The following is a 23,299-nucleotide window of genomic DNA, read 5'->3' on the forward strand; positions in this document are numbered from 1 at the left end:
GTTTAACTGATTAAAAAAGAACGATTTTCACTGATGGTTCAAGGGCGGATTGTATCGGGTTTGGGGTGATGTTTCAACACATAGGGTTGCGCCTGATGCGCGTTTGTGTGCTCCGGGGCGTTCGGCGGCGGTAAATTTTCGGGTATTTTCCGCTTCGGGCGGAACGGGCGGCACACTGTCTATAAACCGCAATACCGTTTACAATGGCCGCCTGTTTGACCACACTCCCGAACGCAACAATGTTTCAACACACAGGACGACACATAAAGCGTCGCCCTATGTGTTGCCCTGATTTGGAAGGGGTTACGCCCCTCCCAAATAAATTCTGATTCTACCGCCCCGAAGGACAGATGTCCGAGTGGCGGGGTTTCAACCGAAAAGGGAATACGATGAAAATCAGGCTTGGGCGGCACAACGCGCCCGACTTTCCACAGGGTGCCGCCGTTACCATAGGCAATTTCGACGGCGTACACCTCGGACACAAACACATCCTCCAAAAACTCCGCCTCGAAGCCGATGCGCGCGGCCTGCCCGTCGTTGCCGTCATTTTCGAGCCGCAACCTAAAGAATTTTTTGCAAGCCGCACCGGCAAAACCCCGCCGTGCCGCATCAGCCCCCTGCGTACCAAGCTGGAATTGCTGGAAGGCACGGGCTGCGTCGATGCCGTCTGGGTTTTGCGTTTCGACAGGCATTTTTCCGAAATATCCGCGCAGGGGTTTATCGACCGCCTGCTGCGTCAAACTTTGAATACGCGCTATTTGCTCGTCGGCGACGATTTCCGTTTTGGTGCGGGGCGGGAAGGCTGTTTTGAACTTTTGGCACAACAGCCTGATATGCAAACCGAGCGCACGCCTTCCGTCATCGTCGAAGACATCCGCACCAGCAGTACCGCCGTGCGCCAGGCTCTTTCAGACGGCAACCTTGCCTATGCGAAAAAACTTTTGGGACACGACTACGTTTTGGGGGGCAGGGTGGTGCACGGCAGAAAACTCGGGCGCACCCTAAACGCCCCGACCGCCAATATCCGCCTGCCCGGCCACCGTTATGCCCTCGGCGGCGTGTTTGTCGTCGAAGCAGACGGCGTGTTCGGCACGCGGCGCGGCGTGGCGAGCTTCGGCTTCAATCCCACCGTCGGCGGCGGGCGTTTTCAAAAGCTTGAAGTCCATTTGTTCGACTTTCAAGGCGATTTGTACGGGCAGGGGCTGAACGTCCGCTTCCTGCACAAACTGCGCGATGAGGAAAAGTTTGACGGTATGGAAGAACTGAAAAGGCAGATTGAAGCCGATATGGAAGCCGCAAGGCGTTGGTAGAAAAACCTTATACAAACCATCCGATTGGGCTACAATCAATCTTTTAACTGTTCAGACGGCACAGGGTTTTCCCGTTGTGAAATACTGTTTGGGGCGCAATGCCGTCTGAAACCGAAATTATTGTAACAATAGAGATTAAAAAATGACCGATTACAGTAAAACCGTAAACCTGCTCGAAAGCCCGTTTCCGATGCGCGGCAATCTTGCCAAGCGCGAGCCTGCATGGCTGAAAAGCTGGTACGAGCAAAAACGCTACCAAAAACTGCGCGAAATCGCCAAAGGCCGTCCGAAGTTCATCCTGCACGACGGCCCGCCGTATGCCAACGGCGACATCCACATCGGTCATGCCGTCAACAAAATTCTCAAAGACATCATTATCCGCAGCAAAACCCAAGCCGGTTTTGACGCGCCTTATGTGCCGGGTTGGGACTGTCACGGTTTGCCTATCGAAGTGATGGTAGAAAAGCTGCACGGCAAAGACATGCCCAAAGCGCGTTTCCGCGAATTGTGCCGCGAATACGCCGCCGAACAAGTTGCCCGTCAGAAAAAAGACTTTATCCGTCTGGGCGTGTTGGGCGATTGGGACAAGCCCTACCTGACCATGGATTTCAAAACCGAAGCAGATACCGTGCGTATGCTCGGCGAAATCTACAAATCGGGCTATCTCTACCGGGGCGCGAAACCGGTTCAATTCTGCTTGGACTGCGGTTCTTCGCTGGCGGAAGCGGAAGTGGAATACAAAGACAAAGTATCGCCTGCGATTGACGTTGCCTATCCGTTTAAAGACACTGCCGCGCTTGCCGCCGCATTCGGTTTGGCAGGTATCGAAGGCAAAGCGTTTGCCGTTATCTGGACGACCACGCCTTGGACGCTGCCGGCGAGCCAAGCCGTGTCGGCCGGGGCGGACGTGGTGTATCAATTAATCGATACGCCCAAAGGCAAATTGGTGCTGGCGAAAGATTTGGCGGAAGACGCTTTGAAACGCTACGGCTTTTCAGACGGCATCGCTATCCTTGCCGAAACCACCGGCAACAAGCTGGAAAACCTGCACATGAACCATCCGTTTTTGGAACGCGATATTCCTATGCTCAACGGCGACCACGTTACCACCGATGCCGGTACCGGCTTGGTGCACACCGCTCCCGCGCACGGTTTGGAAGACTACGCCGTCTGCAACAAATACGGCATCGGGCTTTACAACCCCGTCAACGCCGAGGGCAAATACATTAGCGAAACGCCGCGCGTTGCCGGTATGCGTGTTTGGGAGGCGAACCCTGTCATCCTGCAATGGCTGGAAGAAACCGGCAACCTCTTGGCAAGCAGCAAAATCGAACACAGCTACGCGCACTGCTGGCGGCACAAAACGCCGCTGATTTACCGCGCGACCGGACAATGGTTTATCGGTATGGACAAAGCCGGTGCCGACGGCAAAACCCTGCGCGACAAAGCCATCAAAGCCGTTGACGATACCGAGTTTTTCCCGTCTTGGGGGCGCGCGCGTTTGGAAGCGATGATTGAAGGCCGTCCCGACTGGGTGGTTTCACGCCAACGTTACTGGGGCACGCCGATGACTTTCTTTGTTCACAAAGAAACCGGTGAACTGCATCCGAACTCTGCCGAGTTGTTGGAAAAAGTTGCCCAAAAAATCGAAGAAAAAGGCATCGAAGCGTGGTTCTCTCTTGATAAGAGCGAACTCTTGAGCACGGAAGATTGCGAACATTACGACAAACTTTCCGATACGATGGACGTATGGTTCGACTCCGGCTCGACCCATTATTCCGTCTTGAAACAACGCGAAGAATTGGAATGGCCGGCGGATTTGTATCTCGAAGGCAGCGACCAGCACCGGGGCTGGTTCCAATCGTCTATGCTGACCGGCTGTGCCTCATCAATGGGTCGCGCGCCGTACAAACAGCTTCTGACCCACGGTTTCGTGGTGGATCAAAACGGGCGCAAAATGTCGAAATCCATCGGCAACGTCGTCGCGCCGCAAGAAGTGTATAACGAGTTCGGCGCGGACATCCTGCGCCTGTGGGCGGCATCCACCGATTACAGCGGCGAATTGGCGATTTCCAAAGAAATCCTCAAACGCGTAACCGAAAGCTACCGCCGTATCCGCAACACCTTGAGCTTTCTGTTTGCCAACTTGAGCGATTTCAATCCTATTGAAGATGCCGTGCAACAGGCGGATATGGTGGAAATCGACCGCTACGCCGTGGTATTGGCGAGGCGGCTGCAAGAACGCGTTGCCGGTGATTTTTATCCGCGTTATACCTTCCACTTCGCCGTAAAAGACATTGTTTCTTTCTGCTCGGAAGACTTGGGCGCGTTCTACCTTGATATTCTCAAAGACCGCCTCTACACCACCCAAGCCGACAGCCGCGCCCGCCGCAGCGCACAAACTGCCCTGTACCACATCACACGCAGTTTGGTTCTCTTGATTGCACCGATTTTGTGCTTCACCGGCGAAGAAGCGTGGGACATCATCGGCGGCGGCGAAGAAGACAGCGTCCTCTTCCACACTTGGCACGAGTTCCCGACCATCAACGAAAAGGCCGAAGCCGAACTGGTGAAAAAATGGACGGCAATCCGCAAAGCGCGCGAAGCCGTTACCGCCGCCATCGAGCCTTTGCGCGCCGACAAAACCGTCGGTTCGTCCTTGCAAGCCGAAGCCGAAATCACCGCGCCGGAAGAAATGGCCGGCTACCTGAACGCCTTGGGCGAAGAATTGCGCTTTGCCATGCTGGTGTCTAAAGCAGAAGTGAAAGTCGGTGATGAACTTGCCGTTGCCGCCAAAGCCGGCAGCGGCGAAAAATGCGAACGCTGCTGGCACTACACCCGCGATGTGGGCGCGGTTGCAGGCTATGAAACCGTCTGCAAACGCTGTGCAGAGAATGTCGGCGGAGAAGGCGAAACGCGCCATTACGCCTGACGGGGTTTGGACAAATGCTGTCTGAAAGAAGTTTCAGACGGCATTTTTTGTGCCGCGATTTGTCTTCATAATGGCGGAGGGGATAAATTCGCGCAATCTAAAACCTTATATATTTCGTCCCTAAGAAGGGACGATTAACAAAAATTAACGCCCTTTACTTTCTACAAGTAACAGGGCTTTTTTTTTGCCCGTTTTTGAGGATTCGCACCATGGAAGATAGGCAAGGGATGAAAAAGGCGGTTGCCGGCGTGATGACGGACGCTTTAGCGGACGGCAGGAAGCCGGCAACCGCTTCAAACCTTCCCCCCTTATCTAACAGGGGGGGTACAGAAACCGAAACGGCGGGCAGGGTTCAGGAAGTCTTCGAATGTTACGAAACGTACATAACGGACGGCAAAGGAAAACTGTTAGGCGTTCCTCTTCGGCGCGGTGTATCAGATTCGGCTTTCATTGACCAAATCACATTTTCAATTCATGAAGACACGTTTTTCCATGTTTATGGACTTTCGTTTGATTTGTTCGATGATGACGATTTCATCCGCGCGGCTTCAGACAAGATGGAAGAAATTTTCGGATTCGGAATCATTGAAAAAGCTAAGCATTCAGGCGGGCGTTTCTATGAGGGCTGCTGGCTGATGGGAACGGAAAATGCCCAATATGGGCGCGTCCATTTCGGCGGCCAAAACAACACGATGCTTTTTGAATTGACGGCGGTAGGCTGCAATGCTGCAAATATTGGATGGGAATCAAGGCTTTTTGATTTTCTGACAAATGCGATTCGTCCAAAAATAACGCGCGTTGACATCGCAAAAGACTTTTTCAACGGAGAGTACAGCCCGAATCAGGCAAGAGAAGACCGCAACAAAGGTTTGTTTACGTGCCATCACGTTAAACCGAAGGGCGAGTGCCTAGGCTCTGACTGGGAGGAAGAAGACGAAGCCAAAATGACGAGGGGTAAAACCTACGGCATAGGTTCGCGTGAGTCTTCAAAATATGTACGAATCTATGAAAAAGGCAAGCAGCTTGGCGATAAAACAAGCATTTGGACGCGCTTTGAAATCGAATTCAATTCGTATTGGGAAAAGAATAGGCATAATCCTGATATTGTTAATTTTAAAAATTACAATTTTAGCCGTTGTTATTTCGACTGGAACGGCGGTAGTTGCACTGTCGGTGAAGATATAAATGACGCAAGATCTTTCATCAGTTTTTCCCTTAGACGCAATACAAAATACAAAGAAGAAATGGATGCCAAAAAGCTGGAAGAGATTTTGGCTTTAAAAGTCGATGCCAATCCCGACAAATATATACAGGCAACCGGATATCCCGGTTATTCCGAAAAAGTAGAAGTTGCACCCGGAACAAAAGTGAATATGGGGCCCGTCACGGACAGGAACGGGAATCCCGTTCAAGTTGTCGCAACATTCGGCAGGGATGCGCAAGGCAATAACACGGTCGATGTTCAAGTAGTCCCGCGTCCCGATCTCACACCCGGAAGCGCGGAAGCCCCTAATGTCCGCCCGCTGCCCGAAGTATCGCCCGCCGAAAACCCTGCAAACAACCCGAACCCCAATGAGCACCCCGGCACGCGCCCCAACCCCGAACCCGACCCCGATTTGAATCCCGATGCAAATCCCGATACGGACGTACAGCCCGGCACAAGCCCCGATTCCCCCGCCGTTCCGGGGCGCACAAACGGCAGGGACGGCAAAGAAAGGAAAGAAGGCGAAGACGGTGGTTTTTTATGCAAGTATTTTCCGAAAATCCTAGCCTGTCAGGAGATGGGCAAACCTTCAGACGGCATGTTTGACGATATAAGAATACCGCAGGTTACAGACGATAAAACATGGTCTTCAGATAACTTTTTACCGTCTAACGGCGTATGTCCGCAGCCGAAAACCTTTCATGTTTTCGGTAGGCAATATCAGGCAAGCTATGAGCCGTTATGCGTGTTTGCGGAAAAAATCCGATTTGCCGTACTGCTCGCCTTTATCATTATGTCGGCTTTTGTCGTTTTCGGTTCGTTGAGGGGGAAATAAATGCCATTGCTCGCCGGTCTCATTCCACTTTTAGGCATACTCCTGAAAATGCTGATTGTCAGAATCATCATTGCAACGGGTATGACATTTGTAACCTATGCCGGGTATCTCATCGCACTGAACAAGTTCAAGGATTACACGGCCAACGCGATCAATTCCATGCCTTCCGACATATTGAACCTTCTTTTAATTTCGGGATTCGGGCAGGGTTTGGGCTATCTGTTCGGCGCGTTTTCATTCTTTATTGGTATGCACGCATTGAAAAAACTGACGTTTGTCTTTCCGAGATAAGGCAGAAACATGATTTATTTGTTTACGGGAAATATGGGGACGGGCAAAACCTCTCGTGTCGTCTCTATGATTTTGAACAACGAAGACGGATTGTTCAAAATGAAATTGGAAGACGGCACGGAGGTAGACAGGCCGCTTTATTTCTGCCATATCGACGGATTGGACAAACGCAAGTTCAATGCCCACGAACTGACGGAAGAACAAATCATGTCCGCCCCGCTTCGTGATGTCATACCGGAAGGCGCGGTGCTGATTGTTGACGAAGCGCACTACACTTACCCGGTACGCGCGGCAGGCCGTCCCGTTCCGCCCTATATTCAGGAACTGACAGAATTACGCCATCACGGGCATACCGTCATTTTGATGACGCAGCACCCGAGCCAACTTGATATATTTGTCCGCAACCTTGTTTCAAAGCATGTACACCTTGAACGCAAGGCAATCGGCATGAAACAGTATTCTTGGTATAAATGCGTAACCTCGTTGGACAATCCGGCAGGTGTAAGCGGCGTGGAAGTCGCAAGTTGGAAACCGCCTAAAGAAGCCTTCAAATACTATAAATCCGCAAGCCAACACCAAAAGTTTAAGAAAAAAGTACCTTGGGCGGTTTGGGCGTTGATTGCGATTATAGGGTTTATAGGCTGGAAAAGTTACGGTATGTTTCAAGTTTACAGCAAAAACACAGGCGGCCAGATTGAGCAGGAAGCACAAAAAGAAAGCGTTGTGCAGACGATGACGGAGCAGACGGCATCATCAGAGACAGCGCCTTTTGAGCATTCCGACAATCTGAAACCCGAAGACTTTGTGCCGACTTTATCCGAAAAGCCCGAAAGCAAGCCTATTTATAACACAGTCCGACAAGTAAAAACCTTTGAGCAAATCGCAGGATGCATAGAAGGCGGAAAATCAGATTGCACATGTTATTCCCAACAGGGAACGCCCTTGAAGGAAATTACAAAGGCAATGTGCAAAGATTACGCAAGAAACGGCTTACCCTTTAATCCCTACAAGGACGAACAGCAAAGGACGGAACAGGCGGCACAGTCCGCGAAAGCGGACAAGCCCCAAGTTCTCGTAATGGGCGGAAAGCCCCAAGTTCTCGTAATGGGCGGAAAGCCCTAACAAAACTTGATGTATGACAACTGGGAAGAAAAGGGCAAGATATTTGAAGATTCGGGCGGAGGCGTTTTCAATTAGAAAACCGCCCTTAATCGGGCGGTTCTTGTCGTGGGTTATTGACTTATCAGTATGATAACGGCTAGAATAAACCGTATATCAATCGTGATAGTCAAAAGCAGTTTGCCAAATTTCAAAGTTATCTGCATTTGATTTTCCTGTAAGTTTCACACTTGGCAGGAATGCAAAAATCCCCTTGTTGTCAGCTTGGGGATTTTTGCTTATCCCCGCCGCTCTTTTTAAAGTTCGCGCCTCTCGCGCCTGAATCTATGTCATAAAGTTCCTTTCATTCAAAATAAAAATCTTTCGGTTTCAGCCCCCGCCCCCTCAGGATGGCTTGAGCGGAGTGAAGGGGGTTAACTGCTAGAATGGCTGTTTTTTTTTAAAGTGTCTCAGTCTGGAATCGCTTCGTTCGGGGGTTGTAGGTGCAGGAAAATAGGGCAGAAAAAAGGAAAAGGGGGAAGCTTTGTAAAGATTGGGCGCGCTTTTTGCCCAATCTTTACGAATACCCCCTTTTCCTTTTTTATGAACTGTTTTTCAATACCGGAAACCCACTAACGGAGTGATACCGGAGTGAGATACGCCTAAAAAAATCAGACATTCGGGTCGCAACAGAAATCTTTACCAAAACCAGTAACCCTAATAAAATCAGAAACGGCAAAGGAATAGCTACCCTTTGCCGAAACCGTCCAGCCTGAATAAACCACAAACTTAAAGTTTGATGACGAGAATAGGCGGGCGGTTTTCTTGTTTGTGAAATTGAGTAGTATCAAAGAACATAGATTCTGAATAGATAAGGGTAATCCCATGCGTAATGCCGTAGGATTGGATATATCAAAGCTGACATTTGACGCATTCGCCATGGTCGGCAATGCCGAATATTCGGCAAAGTTTGACAACAATTCAAAAGGTTTAAATCAGTTTTCGGACTGGTTGAAAAGCTTGGGATGCGAGAATTTGCATATATGCATGGAGGCAACAGGCAACTATTATGAAGACGTTGCCGACTACTTCGCGGAATATTACAGCGTTTACGTAGTGAACCCGCTGAAAATAAGCAAGTATGCAGAAAGCAGATTCAAACGCACCAAAACAGACAAACAGGATGCAAAACTGATAGCGGAGTATTGCCGGTCGGCGCAGGAAAGCGAGCTTGTAAAAAGGCAAAAGCCGACAGACGAGCAATACAGGCTTTCACGGATGACCTCAGCATATACGCAAATAAAAAGCGAATGCGCGGCAATGAAAAACCGTTATCAGGTGGCAAAAGATGAAGAAGCGGCCAAAGCATATGCAGAAATCATCAAAGCCATGAATGAACAGATTGAATTTTTAAAGGCGAAGATAAAAGAGCAGACGGAGAAGCCGAAATGCAAGCAAGGCGTGAGGCGTCTTGAAACCATACCGGGAATTGGAAGAATGACCGCAGCCGTATTGTTTCAATATCTGACATCTTTGGCGTTTGAAACATCAAACAAGTTTGCTGCATTTGCCGGATTGAGTCCGCAACAAAAAGAATCCGGGACAAGCGTAAGAGGAAAAGGCAAACTGACTAAGTTTGGCAACAGGAAATTACGCGCCGTCTTGTTTATGCCCGCCATGGTTGCATACCGCATAAGGGCATTTCCCGATTTCATCAAAAGACTGGAAGCCAAGAACAAGCCTAAAAAAGTCATCATCGCCGCATTGATGCGTAAACTCGCCGTTCTTGCGTATCACGTACACAAGAAAGGCGAAGATTACGATCCATCGCGTTACAAATCGGCGTAAATCCTGAAAGGAAAAAAGGCATTTTTTAAATGCCTGCTTTGCCGTGTCTGAAATTCAGTGAATTTTTAAATATTGAAATTCAATGAGTTGAAAATGAATTGTAAAGATGCTGTTGTCAATTAAAGTAGTATCTCGTCATTTTCATAAAAAACAGCGAGCCGTAGCAACTGTATTTTTCACCCCGTCGGGCAAAAATACCAAAACTCAAATCAAGCCGTCCGGATATCGTTTTCGGCGGTATCGTTTTCGGCAAAATAATCACGTATCCGGGCATTCAATATCGTCAGCAGTTTGCGCATACATGCCGTAACGGCAACCTTATACGGCTTACCCTCGGACAGCAGGCGTTGGTAGAAATCCCGAATAAGCGGTTCAAAACGTGCCGCTGCCACGGCAGCCATATACAGCGCCTTACGCACCGCAGACCTTCCGCCGAAGCAGCGGCTTTTGAATTTGGTTTCCCCGCTCTCCCTCGGGTGCGGGGCAATGCCGATCAAACCCGCTATCCGTTTGTGGCTCAGCCGCCCCAACTCAGGCAGCATCGCCATCAGCGTAGCCGTCGTTATCGAACCGATGCCTTTGATTTGCTCTGCCACTTGGGCTTTGCCGTCAAAATGCGTGTGGGTGTGGTCGTCGATTTGTTTGTCCGATTCGCCAATCAGCCGGTCAAAATGGGCAATCAGTTGTTTGACGCTTCCGACTTGCGTTTCGTGAACCTGATGCAGACGGTTTTTCTCGGCAGTCCGCATATCCACCGGTTGGTTGCGGCGGTTGACCAAGGCTTCCAACACTTCTTCCGCTTCGGTGGGCGGTTGGTAGGGCATGGTTTGCCAACCTTCTTTCTGCATCATCATCTGCGCGAAGAAGGCGGGCATTTTGGCATCTTTGGCATCGGTTTTGGTCAGCGGCTGCGACTGGGCAAACTGATGCGTCTGACGCGGGTTGGCGATAATCACGGCTATGCCTGCCCGGCGGATGGCTTTGGCGGCGGGGATTTCGAGACCGCCGGTGCTTTCCGTCACGACGAGGGCGACGTTGTGCTTTTTAAGGTATTCGACAGTATGGGCGATACCTTTTGGGTTGTTGGTTTCGGTTTTGGTTTTAGACAAAGACGAAACGGCGATGACGAAGTTTCGTTTGGCGATGTCGATATAGTGAATTAACAAAAATCAGGACAAGGCGGCGAGCCGCAGACAGTACAAATAGTACGGCAAGGCGAGCCAACGCTGTACTGGTTTTTGTTAATTCACTATGCCTGCGTAATGGTATCGGGTACTCATCATCAACCTGCCTTGCATTCGGTTGTGTTGTCCGGCAACTGTCCGGTTGTGTCGATGGGTTGCCCTGCCGCTCCCTGAGCTGCGCAACGGTTGTGTGCCTTGGGTGGGCGCGGGTGGCGGCCGGGCGGTTTGTTGCTATGATACGGTGATTCCAATATACAAGGGTGGGCTTCAGCGGAATCGGTGGGCTGAAGCCCACCCTACAGCCTTTTTCTACACAATACGGTAATTTTGAAGTTCGAGAATCGTTGTTTGCAAGTCCAAGTGGAAATTTTGTAAAATTTGAAACCACATATCAAGTATTACCAAACGGAACAAGGGTATTTAATACAGTAATTCCCAAAGGTGGACAATAATGTATAAAAATATGTTACTTAACGCAGATGAGTTAATGTGGTTTTTTGAAAAAGAACCAGTAATTAGCGAAGATGAAAGTTGTGTTATTTTCAAATTAAATGACGGTATCAATAATTTTGAAATTGCCTTTGGATATGCTTTGCCGTATGTATCCATAAAAGTTTTTTCATCCATTGGAATGATTTGCTCATATTATTTAGAGCAAATTATTGAAATGAAAATAAAAAATGATGAGATAAGTGAATATCTTTATGTTGAATTAAAACAAAATAACGATGTTAGTAGTTTTAGCATAAGAATAAAACCACGTATCCAAATAAACTTGCAATCGCTTTGTAGCTAATAGGCAGTAGCGTGAGCAACTTTTTTGGCATTTACTGCAATAACATTCAGGAACATTACCTACAACAATGCCGGCGGTGTCTGCGTATTTACCGACAAAAGAGTGCAAAAGCCTGCCTCCGGCAGCGAATCGTCCGTAAGCGGATCGACTCCTGCAAAATAGGCTTCCGTCCGCACACCGGCTCAGAACCGTACCCCGTTTGAAAACAAAAATGCCGTCTGAAACCCGACATCCGGGCTTCAGACGGCATTTTTTGCTTGACGTTTTAGCTGTAAATCTTCGCGCCTTTTTTGACGAACTCGACCGCTTTTTCTTCCATACCCTGCCGTTGGGCTTTTTGCTTGTCGGCGTAGTCGCGCACTTCCTGCGTGATTTTCATCGAGCAGAATTTGGGGCCGCACATCGAGCAGAAGTGGGCGATTTTCGCGCCTTCGGCGGGCAGGGTTTCGTCGTGGAAGCTCTCGGCGCGTTCGGGGTCGAGGCTTAAGCGGAATTGGTCGCGCCAGCGGAATTCGAAACGCGCCTTGCTCAGGGCGTTGTCGCGTAATTGCGCGCCCGGCCAGCCTTTGGCGAGGTCGGCGGCGTGGGCGGCGAGTTTGTAGGTGATGATGCCGGTACGCACGTCTTCTTTGTCGGGCAGCCCCAAATGTTCTTTGGGGGTAACGTAACAAAGCATCGCCGTGCCGTACCAGCCGATGTTGGCCGCGCCTATGCCCGAGGTGATGTGGTCGTAGCCGGGGGCGATGTCGGTAACGAGCGGGCCGAGGGTGTAAAACGGCGCTTCAAAGCAGTGTTGCAGCTCTTCGGTCATATTTTCTTTGACGCGTTGCAGCGGCACATGGCCGGGGCCTTCGATCATCACTTGTACGTCGTGTTCCCACGCTTTGGCGGTCAATTCGCCCAAGGTATGCAGTTCGGCGAATTGGGACTCGTCGTTGGCATCGGCAATGCAGCCGGGGCGCAGGCCGTCGCCCAAGCTGAACGATACGTCATACACCTTCATAATTTCGCAGATTTCGTCGAAATGCGTGTAGAGGAAGTTTTCTTTGTGGTGGGCGAGACACCATTTCGCCATAATCGAACCGCCGCGCGATACAATGCCGGTGAGGCGGTTGGCGGTCATCGGCACATACCGCAGCAACACGCCCGCGTGTATGGTGAAATAGTCCACGCCTTGTTCCGCCTGTTCGATTAAGGTGTCGCGGAACAAATCCCAAGTCAAATCTTCGGCAATACCGCCGGTTTTTTCCAAAGCTTGGTAAATCGGCACTGTGCCGATGGGAACGGGCGCGTTGCGGATAATCCATTCGCGCGTTTCGTGGATGTGCGCGCCTGTGGATAAGTCCATAATCGTGTCCGCGCCCCAACGCAGCGACCACACCATTTTTTCGACTTCTTCGGTCAGGCTGGAGGTTACGGCGGAGTTGCCCAAGTTGCCGTTGATTTTGACGCGGAAGTTGCGGCCGATAATCATCGGTTCGAGTTCGGGATGGTTGATGTTGGCGGGGATGATCGCGCGTCCGGCGGCGATTTCCCGGCGCACGAATTCGGGCGTGATTTGGTCGGGACGGGTCGGGATGTTCGCGCCGAAACTTTGCCCTGCGTGTTGTTCCAAAAGTTTGGCGTATTCCGGTTTTTGGGACAATTCGTCTAATTTTAAACGTTCGCGTATGGCGACAAATTCCATTTCCGGCGTGATAATGCCTTGGCGCGCGTAGTGGAGCTGGGTTACGTTGCGGCCGGCTTTGGCGCGGCGCGGGCGGGTGATTTGGTTGAAACGCAGATGGGCGGTTTTCGGATCGTGTGCGCGTTCGATGCCGTATTCGCTGGAGAGCTTGGGCAGGATTTCGGTATCGCCGCGTTCGTCCAGCCACGCCGTGCGGATGTGCGGTAAGCCTTGTTTCAGGTCGATGTGTGCCGCCGGGTCGCCGTACACGCCGCTGGTGTCGTAGACGGGAATCGGCGGATTGGCTTCCGTACCTTGCGCCGTGTAGGTGTCGTCCTGACGGATTTCGCGCAAAGGCACGCGGATGTCGTCGCGGCTGCCTTGCAGATACACGCGTTCCGAGTTCGGATATTTGAAACGGATGCCGATGTCTTCGCTCAAGTCGGCAAGTTCGCGCGCTTCGTTGCCGGAAGTTTTGGCGGTTTTTTTTGGCGTAGTCATAAAAAATGCTCCTGTTTTCTCGTTTAGAATAAAGAAACAGGAGCGTTTCGCGTTTTCAGACGGCATTTGAAAACCGATGCCGTCTGAAAGGCAGAATCCGTGAAAACTCCCCACGCAGGTATTATCCCGATCGGGTGTAAAGGGTATTTCTCAGCCGCCTGAACATCAGGCAGCACCCCTGTTTCAATGTTAACCAAAATTAAATCACGAACATGAACTTTTGTAAAGAAAATAATATTTCAAATCAAACATAAACCGGCCTCGGACAAGATTTCATGATTTTTCGCGGAAAGAATGCTTGACACCGTATACTGCCTTCTGTATAGTTTCACTTTCTGACGCGGGATGGAGCAGCATGGTAGCTCGTCGGGCTCATAACCCGAAGGTCGTAGGTTCGAATCCTGCTCCCGCAACCAAATATCAAACCCCTCGGTTCAATGCCGAGGGGTTTTGTTTTGCCTGTTTCCTGCCGCCTCCGTTTTTTGCCGGATTTTCCTTCCTGCCGCAATATCGGAACGGCAGCCCGCCGTCTGTTTGCGGTTGCAAATTCAGGCGGTTTGATTACAATCTTCCGCATTATGTTCAAGAAAGCCGACTATGCCGACCGTCCGTTTTACCGAATCCGTCAGCAAACACGACCTTGATGCCCTATTCGAGTGGGCAAAGGCAAGTTACGGTGCGGAAAGTTGCTGGAAAACGCTGTATCTGAACGGCCTGCCTTTGGGAAACCTGTCGCCAGAATGGGCGGAGCGCGTTCAGAAAGACTGGGAGGCAGGCTGCTCGGAGTCTTCAGACGGCATTTTTCTGAATGCGGACGGCTGGCCGGATATGGGCAGACGCTTGCAGCACCTCGCCCGAATATGGAAAGAAGCGGGACTGCTTCACGGCTGGCGCGACGAGTGTTTCGACCTGACCGACGGCGGCGGCAATCCCTTGTTCGCGCTCGAACGCGCCGCTTTCCGTCCGTTCGGACTGCTCAGCCGCGCCGTCCATCTCAACGGTCTGACCGAATCGGACGGCCGATGGCATTTCTGGATAGGCAGGCGCAGTCCGCACAAAGCAGTCGATCCCGGCAAGCTCGACAATACTGCCGCCGGCGGTGTTTCCGGCGGCGAAATGCCGTCTGAAGCCGTGTGCCGCGAAAGCAGCGAAGAAGCCGGTTTGGATAAAACGCTGTTTCCGTTTATCCGCCCGGTATCGCGGCTGCACAGCCTGCGCCCCGTCAGCCGGGGTGTACACAATGAAATCCTGTATGTATTCGATGCCGTCCTGCCCGAAACCTTCCGGCCTGAAAATCAGGATGGCGAAGTGGCGGGTTTTGAAAAGATGGACATTGGCGGCCTGTCGGATGCTATGTTGTCCGGACGCATGATGCACGATGCCCAACTGGTTACGCTGGACGCATTCGACCGTTACGGATTAATCGCCCCGAACCACCCTCTGTCGGGCTGGCTTCGCGGTATCAGGACTTAGGAACCGGTATGCTCAAATTGAACAAAGTCTGCAAACGCTTCGGCAATAAAACCGTCGCCGATGACATCTGCCTGACTGTCGGGCACGGCAAAATACTTGCCGTTTTGGGACAGTCTGGCTGCGGAAAATCCACCCTGCTGAATATGATTGCGGGGATTGTCCGTCCCGATGGCGGGGAAATATGGCTGAACGGGGAAAACATTACCCGTATGCCGCCCGAAAAACGCCGTATTTCTCTGATGTTTCAAGATTACGCGCTGTTTCCCCATATGAGTGCGCTGGAAAATGCGGCATTCGGTTTGAAAATGCAAAAAATGCCGAAAGCCGAAGCCGAAAGCCTCGCCTTGTCGGCACTTGCCGAAGTCGGGCTGGAAAACGAAGCGCACCGCAAGCCTGAAAAACTTTCCGGAGGCGAGAAGCAACGGCTGGCGTTGGCGCGCGCTTTGGTTGTCCGCCCTTCCCTGCTGTTGCTGGACGAATCGTTTTCCAGTTTGGACACGCATTTGCGCGACCGGCTGCGCCGTATGACTGCCGAACGTATCCGAAACGGCGGCATCCCTGCCGTTTTGGTAACGCATTCGCCCGAAGAGGCCTGCACGGCGGCGGACGAAATCGCCGTGATGCATGAAGGGAGGATTCTACAATACGGCACGCCCGAAACATTGGTCAAAACACCGTCCTGCGTGCAGGCCGCCCGTCTGATGGGGCTGCCCAACACCGACGATGACCGCCATATTCCGCAACATGCGGTGCGTTTCGACCAAGACGGCATGGAGTGCCGCGTATTATCCCGTACCTGTTTGCCCGAATCGTTCAGCCTGTCCGTCCTCCATCCGGAACACGGCATCCTGTGGCTGAACCTCGATATGCGGCACGCCGGAGAGGTCTCGGGCAACGGTACGGTACGCATCCATATCGAAGACCGGGAAATCGTCCGCTTCCGCTGATGCTTCTTAAAAACAAATGCCGTCTGAAAACCTTTCAGACGGCATTTTTTTACCAAAGCAGCCATATTTTTTATCAGGGCTGCAAAACTTATCCGAAACAACAGAAACCGCTCTGCCGTCATTCCCGCGAAAGCGGGAATCTAGAACCCAACGCGGCAAAAATTTATCCGAAACAACAAAAATTTTTTCATCGTCATTCCCGAGAAAGCGGGAATCTAGAACGTAAAATCTAAAGAAACCGTTTTACCCGACAAGTTTCCGCACCGACAGACCTAGATTCCCGCCTGCGCGGGAATGACGGATTTTAGGTTTCTGATTTTGGTTTTCTGTTTTTGAGGGAATGACGGGATTTTGGGTTTCTGTTTTGGTTTTCTATTTTGCAGGAATGGCAAAATTTCAGATTGCGGGCATTGTTAAGTATTTCTATTTTTCACCTGCCGTATTTATTTCCGCCCTTTGGCTTCGGCCTCCTCCCCTGCCGGCACGCTGTTCATCTGTTTGATCAGCTTTTCCGCCTTTTCCTCGTCCTCGCAGCGGACGATTTTGGCAATCTCGTTTTCGAGCTGTGCGATATTACTGTTCAGGATGATGTTTTTGACAGGCAGGATGTTGTTGGGATTCATCGAAAAACGGCGCAGCCCCATACCCAATAAAACGCGGGTAAACGCCGTGTCGCCCGCCATTTCGCCGCACACGGACACGTCTTTTTCCATACGGTTGGCGGTGCGGATGATGTGTTGCAGCATTTTCAATACGGCGGGATGGCCGGGGCGGTAGAGGTGTCCGATGCTGTCGTCGCTGCGGTCGACGGACAAGATATATTGAATCAGGTCGTTGGTGCCGACGGAAATAAAATCAACCGGTTTCAAAATACTGCCGACGGTCAGCGCGGCAGACGGGATTTCAATCATACAGCCGACACCGACATCGCCGAAGGCATCGCCGCGTTCGGCAAGCTGGCGGCGGGCGGTGTCCAAATGGATCAGGCACTGGCGCACCTCGGATACGGAGGTAATCATCGGCCACATCATCCGCACGGGGCCGTGGGCGGCGGCGCGGAGGATGGCGCGCATCTGCGTGCGGAACATCACCGGCTCGGCAAGGCACAACCGGATGCCGGTCATCCCCAGCGCGGGGTTGAGGCTGCCGTTGGGCGTGCTGTTTTGCCCGAACCAGCGCGGGTTTTTATCCACGCCCAAATCAACGGTGCGGATGGTCACGCTTTTGCCTTTCATTTTTTTGACAATCGCGCTGTACACTTCGTACTGCTCGTCTTCAGACGGCATCGTATCGCGGTTCAGGTAAAGGAACTCGCTGCGGAACAGCCCGATGCCGTCTGCACCGAGATTGTGCAGCGGTTTCACGTCTTCGGCGGATTCTATATTTCCCAGAAGCTCGATGCAGACCCCGTCGGCGGTGGCGGCGGCGGTTTTTTTGAGCTTGTTCAACTCGCGTTTGTGGCTGCGGTATTCGCGGGCGCGGCGGCGGTATTCGTCCAAGACGGTTTCATCGGGCGCGATAATCAGGATACCGTTGATGCCGTCCACGATGACGGTTTCGCCCTCGGTAATCAGTTTGCGCGCGTTGTGCAGCCCGACGACGGACGGGATGTCCAAACTCCTGCCCAAAATCGCCGTATGCCCGGTGGGACCGCCGGCATCGGTAACGAAGGCGGCTATGCGCTGCTCTTTAAACAAAACCGTGTCGGCGGGCGAAAGGTCGTTTGCAATCAGCACGGTTTCGTCAAACAGGTTGTCGGCAACTTCCAACTCGTTGCCCTGCCCGATCAGGTTGTTGTGGATGCGGCGGACGACTTGCAGCATATCCTGTTTGCGTTCGCGCAAATAGGCATCGTCCATATTGTCGAATTGGGCGGCGAGTTTGTCGCTCTGCTGCTTCAATGCCCACTCGGCGTTGATTTTTTGTTCCCTTAAAATATCGACGGGTTCGCGCGACAAGGTTACATCGGTCAACAGCATCAGGTGCAGCGAGATAAACGCGCCCAACTCGGTTGGGGCGTTTTCGGGAATCGCGCTGCGGAGCTGTTCCAACTCTTTGCGCGTGGCTTTGACGGCGGCATCGAAACGTTCGGCTTCGGCATCGGTGTCCGCCTCCGCAACATCATACTGCGGCACTTCCTCCGTACCGCGCGCAATCAGGTGGGCGCAACCGACGGCAATGCCTTTGCCCGCCGCCACGCCGTGCAGCACGATACTCATTATTCGCCCTCGCCGAAACAGTCGTTGATTAAGTCGGTCAGGGTGCGCATCGCTTCCGCCTCGTCCGCGCCGTCGGTTTCCAGTTCGATGACCGTACCTTTGGCGGCGGCGAGCATCATCAGCCCCATAATGCTTTTACCGTTGACGCGGCTGCCGTTTTTCGTAACCCAGACTTCGCTTTTGAATTGGGACGCGGTTTGGGTGAACTTGCTGGACGCGCGGGCGTGAAGTCCGAGTTTGTTGATGATTTCGATGGATTGTTTGAGCATTTCGATTCCCGTTTTATGTATATCGGCAGCAGATGCCGTTTAAAATATTTTCCTGCCCTGCCGCTTCTTCAGACGGCATCGCCGCTGCGCCGGCACACCAAATCTTCGGGCGCGGACGTGATGGCGAAAATGCCCTTTACCGCCGCCTCTCTAACGCATTCGGTAAAGGCGGCAAGGTCTTCCGCCGCCGGCGAATGTTGGACGGCCTTAATCATCATCGGCGCGTTCAGCCCGGTCAAAATCGCCGATTTGTTTTCGCGCACGAGGCGGCGGGCGGCATTGCAGGGGGTTGCGCCGAAGATGTCGGTCATAATCAATACGCCGTGGTTTTCAGGAAATTCTTGCAGCGCGGCAATGGCGTTGTTGATGATGTCGTCTTGGTCTTCCGTCGGCTGCACGCCGAGTATGCGGACGTTTTCAGGCAGCCCGCCCGGAAAAAAATGATGCGCCAGCTTGCGGTAGGCTTCGCCTATGGTTTCGTGTGTGATGATTAAAAGCCCTATCATATTATGCGTCCTGTTCCCCGTTGTCCTGCCGGCGTATGGGCGCAATGCCGTCTGAAAGGCCTTCAGACGGCATTTGCATCCTTATTTTCCGCCCAATGCGTAAATCTCGCCCAAATTGCGCCAGCAGCCCGCCGCGTCCATACCGTAACCGAACACATAACGGTTCGGCACATCCAGTCCGACATAATCGGCTTTGACCGGTTTTTCTTTGTCGATTAATTTATTGGCGAACACCGCCGAACGGCAACTTGCCGCACCCATTTCCAAAAGTTTGGCTTGAATGGCGGACATCGTATGCCCTTCGTCCAAAATATCGTCCAACACAACGACGTGCCTGCCCCGGATTTGTTCCGCATCGGGCATACGCTTCCAGTTGAACGCGCCGCCCTCCAGCTTGTCGCCGTAACGGGAAACGTGAACATAATCAAAATCTAAGGGAAAGCGCAACAGCGGCAGCAACTGCCCCGTAAACACCACCGCCCCGCCCATCACGGGCAGCAGCAACGGATATTTATCCCCCAAATCGCGCGTAATCTCGTCCGCCACTTTTTGCAGCGCGGCGCGGCATTGCCCTTGGTCGAACAAAAGCTCGGCGTTTTCAAGCATCGCCTGTGTTTCAAGGCGTTTGGTTTCTAAATCAGTCATATATCGGAATCGGTCGGTAAAGGGAAAATTATAAACCAAAGTATCGGCTGCCGTCTGAACCGTCCTGCTCAGCGGTCGGTACGCACGCGCACAAACGTGGCGAATTTCGGCGTGCCTTTCCGCGTAAAACCACGGTAGCGGTAGGTAATCAGCGTGCCGATTTTTGGCGGATTGTCGCGGTCTTTGTCTTTGAAACCGCTGCCGATGCGGAATTCGCCGTGCCGGTTTTTGCAGCCGACCGCGCCCAGCCGTCCGGCGTTTCGCCCTTTGCCCTCATAGTGCCGCGTTACCGTGCATTCGTCGTCGTATTGGCTTTTCAGCTTCAATAATTGGCTGCTCCTGCCGCCGCTGTAACGGGATTCAGGATGGCGCAACATCACACCTTCGCCGCCCTGCGCTTCGATTTGTTTTAAAAAGTCCATCGCGTGCTGCCGGTCGCGCACTTTGATTTGCGGGATGATGGTAATCGGCGCGTTCGGATGCGTTTTCAGCCACTGCGTTGCGACTGCCAAACGTTGGTAGAGATTGCCCTGCGCCTTGGGTACGTCGAAAACGTGCAGGCGGATACCGCGCCAGTCTGAAGAAGCAGAACGCACGGTAGCGGAAATCTGCTCGAACTGACCGCGTCCGCTATACAATTCGCCGTCCAAAGGATAAGGCGGAAACTGCGCGGTAAAACCTTTGGGCGGCGCAAACGCATAACCCTGACGGCTTATCAGGTGCTTTCCGTCCCAATAGGCGCGCACGCCGTCGAGTTTCTCGCTCATCGCCCAGCCGGCAATGTCCTGCCCTTTGTATTCCTGCGCCAGCATCAAATCCGCCGCGCCTGCCGATACCGGGATGAAAACCGCCGTAAAAATCGGTATGATGCCCTTGATTATCTTCTTAATCATCTGATTCCCCACTATCCGAACAGGCGGCAAACCGCCATAAAACAAACGGTAAACCCGATGCCGTCTGAAAAACCGTTTAGGAACACGCCATGACCCTACGTTACGAAATCCTCCCCGTTACCCCCTTCCGCCAAAACTGCACCCTGATTTGGGACGACGAAAGCGGCGAAGCCGTCCTGACCGATGTCGGCGGCGACGTGCCGTTCCTGCTGCAAGCGTTGGCAAACCGCAAACTTACGCTCACGGCAATCTGGCTGACGCACGGCCATCTCGATCACGCGGGCGGCGTGGTCGAAATGTTGAAAACGCATAAAGTCCCCGTCCTCGGCCCACACCGCGAAGATGAATTCCTGCTCCAATCGCTGCCGCAAACCACCGCGCAATACGGATTCCCCGCCTCGCCCGCCTTTGCGCCGACCCGTTGGCTCGAAGAAGGCGAAACGCTCACGGTCGGACGCTATGCCTTTCAAGTGCTGCATATTCCGGGTCATACGCCGGGACATATCGTCTTTTATTGCGCCGAGGCGGAATTGCTGATTGCGGGCGACGTGCTGTTTTACGAAACCATAGGCAGAACCGATTTTCCGCGCGGCAACCACGCCGACTTAATCAATAATATCCGCAACAAATTATTCGCCCTCCCCGAAACCGTGCAAGTTGTCGCCGGACACGGGCGTATGACTTCCATCGGACACGAAAAACGGCACAATCCGTTTTTCTAACCGCCTTCCCTACGGTCTTCAGACGGCATCATCTTCACTGATGCCGTCTGAAACGCATCCGCCTTTCCTATTCGGCTTCGTCAGCCGCTTCCTGTTCCGAAGGTTTGCCCAAAGCAAATGCCGTCTGTTCGTTGGCACGCTCGGTCAAATCTCGTGCAAGCTGCTTGTTTGCCTTTACCCCCAACAGACGCAGCTTCTCGGCGCGGCCGACCAGATTCCCGCGCCCTTCGGCAAGTTGCTTGAATGCCGTCTGAAAGCTGTTTTGCGCCTGATCGATGCCTTTGCCGACGCTTTCGAGCGTCTGTACAAAGCCGACAAACTTGTCATACAGCTTGCCGCCTTCGTCCGCAATCGCCAGTGCGTTCTGATTTTGTTGTTCGTTGCGCCAAATATTCGCCACCGTCCGCAAAGTCGCCAGCAGCGTACTGGGGCCGACCAGCATAATCCGTTTGTCGAAACACTCTTGGAACAAGCCCGCGTCATTCTGCAACGCCAACAGGTAGGCCGGTTCGACGGGGATAAACATAAAGACGAAATCCAAAGTGTTCACACCTTCCAAATCGGTGTAATCCTTCAGCGACAAGCCTTTCATATGCGCGCGTATGCTGGCAACGTGTGCCGCCAGTTCGCGCGCCGCCGTATCCGCATCCGCCGCCTGCGTATAGCGCACATAAGCCGTCAGCGAAACCTTGGAATCAATCACAATCTGCTTGTTGTCGGGCAGGTTGACCAAAACGTCGGGCTGAAGGCGGCGTGTGCCGCCGTCTTCCTCTTTTCGGACAGCCGCCGCCTGCACCACATATTCGCGCCCTTTCTGAAGGCCGGAATTTTCCAAAACCGTTTCCAGAATCATCTCGCCCCAATTTCCCTGAACCTTATTCTGCGTACCGGTCAGCGCGTTGGTCAGGGCCTTTGCCTCGCTGTGCAGCTGCGCGTTCAACCCCTGAAGCCGTTTCAATTCGTTTTCCAAAGTCAGCCGCTCGCGCGATTCTTTATCATAGGTTTGCCTGACCAACTCGCCGAAACCGTGGATGCGTTCATTTAACGGGTTTAAAACCTGATGGAGCTGCTCCCGGTTCTGCTCGGTAAAACGGCGGCTTTTTTCTTCCAAAATCGTATTGGCAAGATTTTGAAACTGATCGCTCAAGCTCTTGCGCGCCTCGCCCAGCAAGGACAGCTTCTCTTCAGAAGCAAGGCGTTCCTGTTCGATTTGCGTGTTTAAACGTTCGTTTTCAACCGCCAAACCCTGCGCCTTTTCCTGCAATTTAAGATACGACTGTCTCAAGTTTTCCGCTTCCGCCTCTTTTTCCTGCAAATGGGCAATCTGTTTTTCAGCTGCGGCAAAACGGTTGCCCACATCGGAAAGATCGTTTTGCACGTCGCGGACAGTTTGGCGGCTTTCTTCCAAATCGGTTTCGATTCTTTGGCGGATTTGGCGTTCCAAGGCATATTGGTCGGCAAACGCCTTCCGTTCCTGCCCGAGCTGCGTTGCCAAACGTTCGTTTTCAACCGCCAAACCCTGTGCCTTTTCCTGCAAATCGATATACGACTGCTTCAGCCGAACCGATTCCGCCTCTTTTTCCTGCAAATGGGCAATCTGCTTTTCGGCTGCGGAAAAACGGTTGCCCAAAGCATAATTTTCGTCCTGCAAATGCCGGTATTTCTCGTCCAATACCGCCAATTCCGACACGGTTTTGCCGTGCGCCTGTTCGACAAAATCACATCTTGCCGCCTTTTCCGCCAATTGCGCGTTCAAACCGGAAATTTTGCCCTGAAGCTGATTTTTCATCATCAACCACGTTATCAACACACCCGGCAACAAAGTTGCCAAAGGCAACACAAACGCCATCAATCCCATCAAACGCCTCCAATATTCACACATTGCCACATCAAACAAGCAAGCACCCGAATGATTCTACCCACATACCCGGAAAATTCCAAAATCCAAATCTCGTTCGTT

At 52.3% G+C, this 23,299-nt stretch carries 18 protein-coding genes, 1 tRNA gene and 1 riboswitch; of the genes, 11 read left to right on the forward strand and 8 right to left on the reverse strand.

Features of this window, described 5'->3' with window-relative positions:
• The first annotated feature begins 389 nt into the window (after window positions 1-389).
• The 6 genes from ribF to FGL10_RS07660 all read left to right on the forward strand — a co-directional run bounded on the left by ribF (window position 390) and on the right by FGL10_RS07660 (window position 9,518).
• A complete protein-coding gene (gene ribF, locus FGL10_RS07635; protein WP_036470573.1) occupies window positions 390-1,310 on the forward strand; it encodes a bifunctional riboflavin kinase/FAD synthetase in 921 nt (306 codons plus the stop codon).
• 142 nt (window positions 1,311-1,452) lie between these two features.
• Complete coding sequence (gene ileS / locus FGL10_RS07640) at window positions 1,453-4,242, forward strand: isoleucine--tRNA ligase (protein WP_003711249.1); 2,790 nt, start codon at window positions 1,453-1,455, stop codon at window positions 4,240-4,242.
• A 692-nt stretch (window positions 4,243-4,934) separates the two neighbouring features.
• Complete coding sequence (locus FGL10_RS07645) at window positions 4,935-6,281, forward strand: IgG-binding virulence factor TspB family protein (RefSeq protein ID WP_232043758.1); 1,347 nt, start codon at window positions 4,935-4,937, stop codon at window positions 6,279-6,281.
• A complete protein-coding gene (locus FGL10_RS07650; RefSeq protein WP_003711252.1) occupies window positions 6,282-6,572 on the forward strand; it encodes a DUF2523 domain-containing protein in 291 nt (96 codons plus the stop codon). It begins immediately after the preceding gene.
• A 9-nt stretch (window positions 6,573-6,581) separates the two neighbouring features.
• The gene (locus FGL10_RS07655; RefSeq protein WP_003711253.1) at window positions 6,582-7,694 is read left to right on the forward strand and encodes a zonular occludens toxin domain-containing protein; all 1,113 of its coding nucleotides are present in this window, start codon (window positions 6,582-6,584) and stop codon (window positions 7,692-7,694) included.
• 861 nt (window positions 7,695-8,555) lie between these two features.
• The gene (locus FGL10_RS07660) at window positions 8,556-9,518 is read left to right on the forward strand and encodes an IS110 family transposase (RefSeq protein ID WP_003711255.1); all 963 of its coding nucleotides are present in this window, start codon (window positions 8,556-8,558) and stop codon (window positions 9,516-9,518) included.
• Window positions 9,519-9,727: 209 nt separating this feature from the next.
• Here the strand turns inward: FGL10_RS07660 and FGL10_RS07665 are convergent, their stop codons facing one another.
• Window positions 9,728-10,684, reverse strand: a complete 957-nt coding sequence (locus FGL10_RS07665) for an IS110 family RNA-guided transposase (RefSeq protein WP_003711642.1) — start codon at window positions 10,682-10,684, stop codon at window positions 9,728-9,730.
• 469 nt (window positions 10,685-11,153) lie between these two features.
• On the opposite strand from FGL10_RS07665, the gene FGL10_RS07680 reads away from it, so the two are divergent.
• Entirely contained in the window at window positions 11,154-11,498 is a 345-nt protein-coding gene (locus FGL10_RS07680) for a hypothetical protein (RefSeq protein ID WP_003708931.1), read from the forward strand.
• A gap of 265 nt (window positions 11,499-11,763) precedes the next feature.
• On the opposite strand, the gene thiC is transcribed toward FGL10_RS07680, so the two are convergent.
• Window positions 11,764-13,665, reverse strand: coding sequence for a phosphomethylpyrimidine synthase ThiC (thiC, locus tag FGL10_RS07685; protein ID WP_036475325.1), 1,902 nt, complete (start codon window positions 13,663-13,665; stop codon window positions 11,764-11,766).
• A gap of 90 nt (window positions 13,666-13,755) precedes the next feature.
• Window positions 13,756-13,855: riboswitch (TPP riboswitch) on the reverse strand.
• Between the two features lie 149 nt (window positions 13,856-14,004).
• Here thiC and FGL10_RS07690 point away from each other — a divergent pair.
• The 3 genes from FGL10_RS07690 (at window position 14,005) to FGL10_RS07705 (ending at window position 16,085) form a co-directional block, all read left to right on the forward strand.
• Window positions 14,005-14,081 (forward strand) — tRNA-Met (locus tag FGL10_RS07690).
• 181 nt (window positions 14,082-14,262) lie between these two features.
• The gene (locus FGL10_RS07700) at window positions 14,263-15,138 is read left to right on the forward strand and encodes an NUDIX hydrolase (RefSeq protein WP_003708923.1); all 876 of its coding nucleotides are present in this window, start codon (window positions 14,263-14,265) and stop codon (window positions 15,136-15,138) included.
• Window positions 15,139-15,146: 8 nt separating this feature from the next.
• Window positions 15,147-16,085 carry an ABC transporter ATP-binding protein gene (locus tag FGL10_RS07705; RefSeq protein WP_003708921.1) on the forward strand — a complete coding sequence of 313 codons (939 nt, stop codon included), beginning with the start codon at window positions 15,147-15,149 and terminating at the stop codon, window positions 16,083-16,085.
• A 443-nt stretch (window positions 16,086-16,528) separates the two neighbouring features.
• On the opposite strand, the gene ptsP is transcribed toward FGL10_RS07705, so the two are convergent.
• From ptsP to FGL10_RS07735, 5 genes are all read right to left on the reverse strand, one after another.
• Window positions 16,529-18,304 carry a phosphoenolpyruvate--protein phosphotransferase gene (gene ptsP, locus FGL10_RS07715; protein WP_003708917.1) on the reverse strand — a complete coding sequence of 592 codons (1,776 nt, stop codon included), beginning with the start codon at window positions 18,302-18,304 and terminating at the stop codon, window positions 16,529-16,531.
• On the reverse strand, window positions 18,304-18,573 hold the full coding sequence (locus FGL10_RS07720; protein ID WP_003708916.1) for an HPr family phosphocarrier protein: 270 nt from the start codon (window positions 18,571-18,573) through the stop codon (window positions 18,304-18,306). Before FGL10_RS07720 ends, ptsP begins: the two co-directional genes overlap by 1 nt.
• Before the next feature lie 68 nt (window positions 18,574-18,641).
• Window positions 18,642-19,079, reverse strand: a complete 438-nt coding sequence (locus FGL10_RS07725; RefSeq protein ID WP_003708914.1) for a PTS sugar transporter subunit IIA — start codon at window positions 19,077-19,079, stop codon at window positions 18,642-18,644.
• An 81-nt stretch (window positions 19,080-19,160) separates the two neighbouring features.
• Window positions 19,161-19,724: a hypoxanthine-guanine phosphoribosyltransferase gene (locus FGL10_RS07730; protein ID WP_003708912.1), complete on the reverse strand. Its 564-nt coding sequence runs from the start codon at window positions 19,722-19,724 to the stop codon at window positions 19,161-19,163.
• 68 nt (window positions 19,725-19,792) lie between these two features.
• Window positions 19,793-20,617: a DNA ligase gene (locus FGL10_RS07735; RefSeq protein WP_003708911.1), complete on the reverse strand. Its 825-nt coding sequence runs from the start codon at window positions 20,615-20,617 to the stop codon at window positions 19,793-19,795.
• Window positions 20,618-20,706: 89 nt separating this feature from the next.
• On the opposite strand from FGL10_RS07735, the gene FGL10_RS07740 reads away from it, so the two are divergent.
• Window positions 20,707-21,339, forward strand: coding sequence for an MBL fold metallo-hydrolase (locus FGL10_RS07740; RefSeq protein WP_003708910.1), 633 nt, complete (start codon window positions 20,707-20,709; stop codon window positions 21,337-21,339).
• A 67-nt stretch (window positions 21,340-21,406) separates the two neighbouring features.
• On the opposite strand, the gene FGL10_RS07745 is transcribed toward FGL10_RS07740, so the two are convergent.
• On the reverse strand, window positions 21,407-23,197 hold the full coding sequence (locus FGL10_RS07745) for a DNA recombination protein RmuC (protein ID WP_036475204.1): 1,791 nt from the start codon (window positions 23,195-23,197) through the stop codon (window positions 21,407-21,409).
• Window positions 23,198-23,299: the final 102 nt, after the last annotated feature.

The organism is Neisseria lactamica (assembly GCF_901482445.1).
GTDB lineage: Bacteria > Pseudomonadota > Gammaproteobacteria > Burkholderiales > Neisseriaceae > Neisseria > Neisseria lactamica.

Excerpts from the sequence above, each read along its gene's own strand:
- FGL10_RS07745 (WP_036475204.1), bottom strand. The coding sequence starts at position 23,197 with ATGGGATTGATGGCGTTTGTGTTGCCTTTGGCAACTTTGTTGCCGGGT.
- FGL10_RS07680 (WP_003708931.1), top strand. The coding sequence starts at position 11,154 with ATGTATAAAAATATGTTACTTAACGCAGATGAGTTAATGTGGTTTTTT.
- thiC (WP_036475325.1), bottom strand. The coding sequence starts at position 13,665 with ATGACTACGCCAAAAAAAACCGCCAAAACTTCCGGCAACGAAGCGCGC.
- FGL10_RS07700 (WP_003708923.1), top strand. The coding sequence starts at position 14,263 with ATGCCGACCGTCCGTTTTACCGAATCCGTCAGCAAACACGACCTTGAT.
- FGL10_RS07740 (WP_003708910.1), top strand. The coding sequence starts at position 20,707 with ATGACCCTACGTTACGAAATCCTCCCCGTTACCCCCTTCCGCCAAAAC.
- FGL10_RS07660 (WP_003711255.1), top strand. The coding sequence starts at position 8,556 with ATGCGTAATGCCGTAGGATTGGATATATCAAAGCTGACATTTGACGCA.
- FGL10_RS07655 (WP_003711253.1), top strand. The coding sequence starts at position 6,582 with ATGATTTATTTGTTTACGGGAAATATGGGGACGGGCAAAACCTCTCGT.
- ribF (WP_036470573.1), top strand. The coding sequence starts at position 390 with ATGAAAATCAGGCTTGGGCGGCACAACGCGCCCGACTTTCCACAGGGT.
- ptsP (WP_003708917.1), bottom strand. The coding sequence starts at position 18,304 with ATGAGTATCGTGCTGCACGGCGTGGCGGCGGGCAAAGGCATTGCCGTC.
- ileS (WP_003711249.1), top strand. The coding sequence starts at position 1,453 with ATGACCGATTACAGTAAAACCGTAAACCTGCTCGAAAGCCCGTTTCCG.
- FGL10_RS07645 (WP_232043758.1), top strand. The coding sequence starts at position 4,935 with ATGCTTTTTGAATTGACGGCGGTAGGCTGCAATGCTGCAAATATTGGA.
- FGL10_RS07730 (WP_003708912.1), bottom strand. The coding sequence starts at position 19,724 with ATGACTGATTTAGAAACCAAACGCCTTGAAACACAGGCGATGCTTGAA.
- FGL10_RS07720 (WP_003708916.1), bottom strand. The coding sequence starts at position 18,573 with ATGCTCAAACAATCCATCGAAATCATCAACAAACTCGGACTTCACGCC.
- FGL10_RS07650 (WP_003711252.1), top strand. The coding sequence starts at position 6,282 with ATGCCATTGCTCGCCGGTCTCATTCCACTTTTAGGCATACTCCTGAAA.
- FGL10_RS07735 (WP_003708911.1), bottom strand. The coding sequence starts at position 20,617 with ATGATTAAGAAGATAATCAAGGGCATCATACCGATTTTTACGGCGGTT.
- FGL10_RS07725 (WP_003708914.1), bottom strand. The coding sequence starts at position 19,079 with ATGATAGGGCTTTTAATCATCACACACGAAACCATAGGCGAAGCCTAC.
- FGL10_RS07705 (WP_003708921.1), top strand. The coding sequence starts at position 15,147 with ATGCTCAAATTGAACAAAGTCTGCAAACGCTTCGGCAATAAAACCGTC.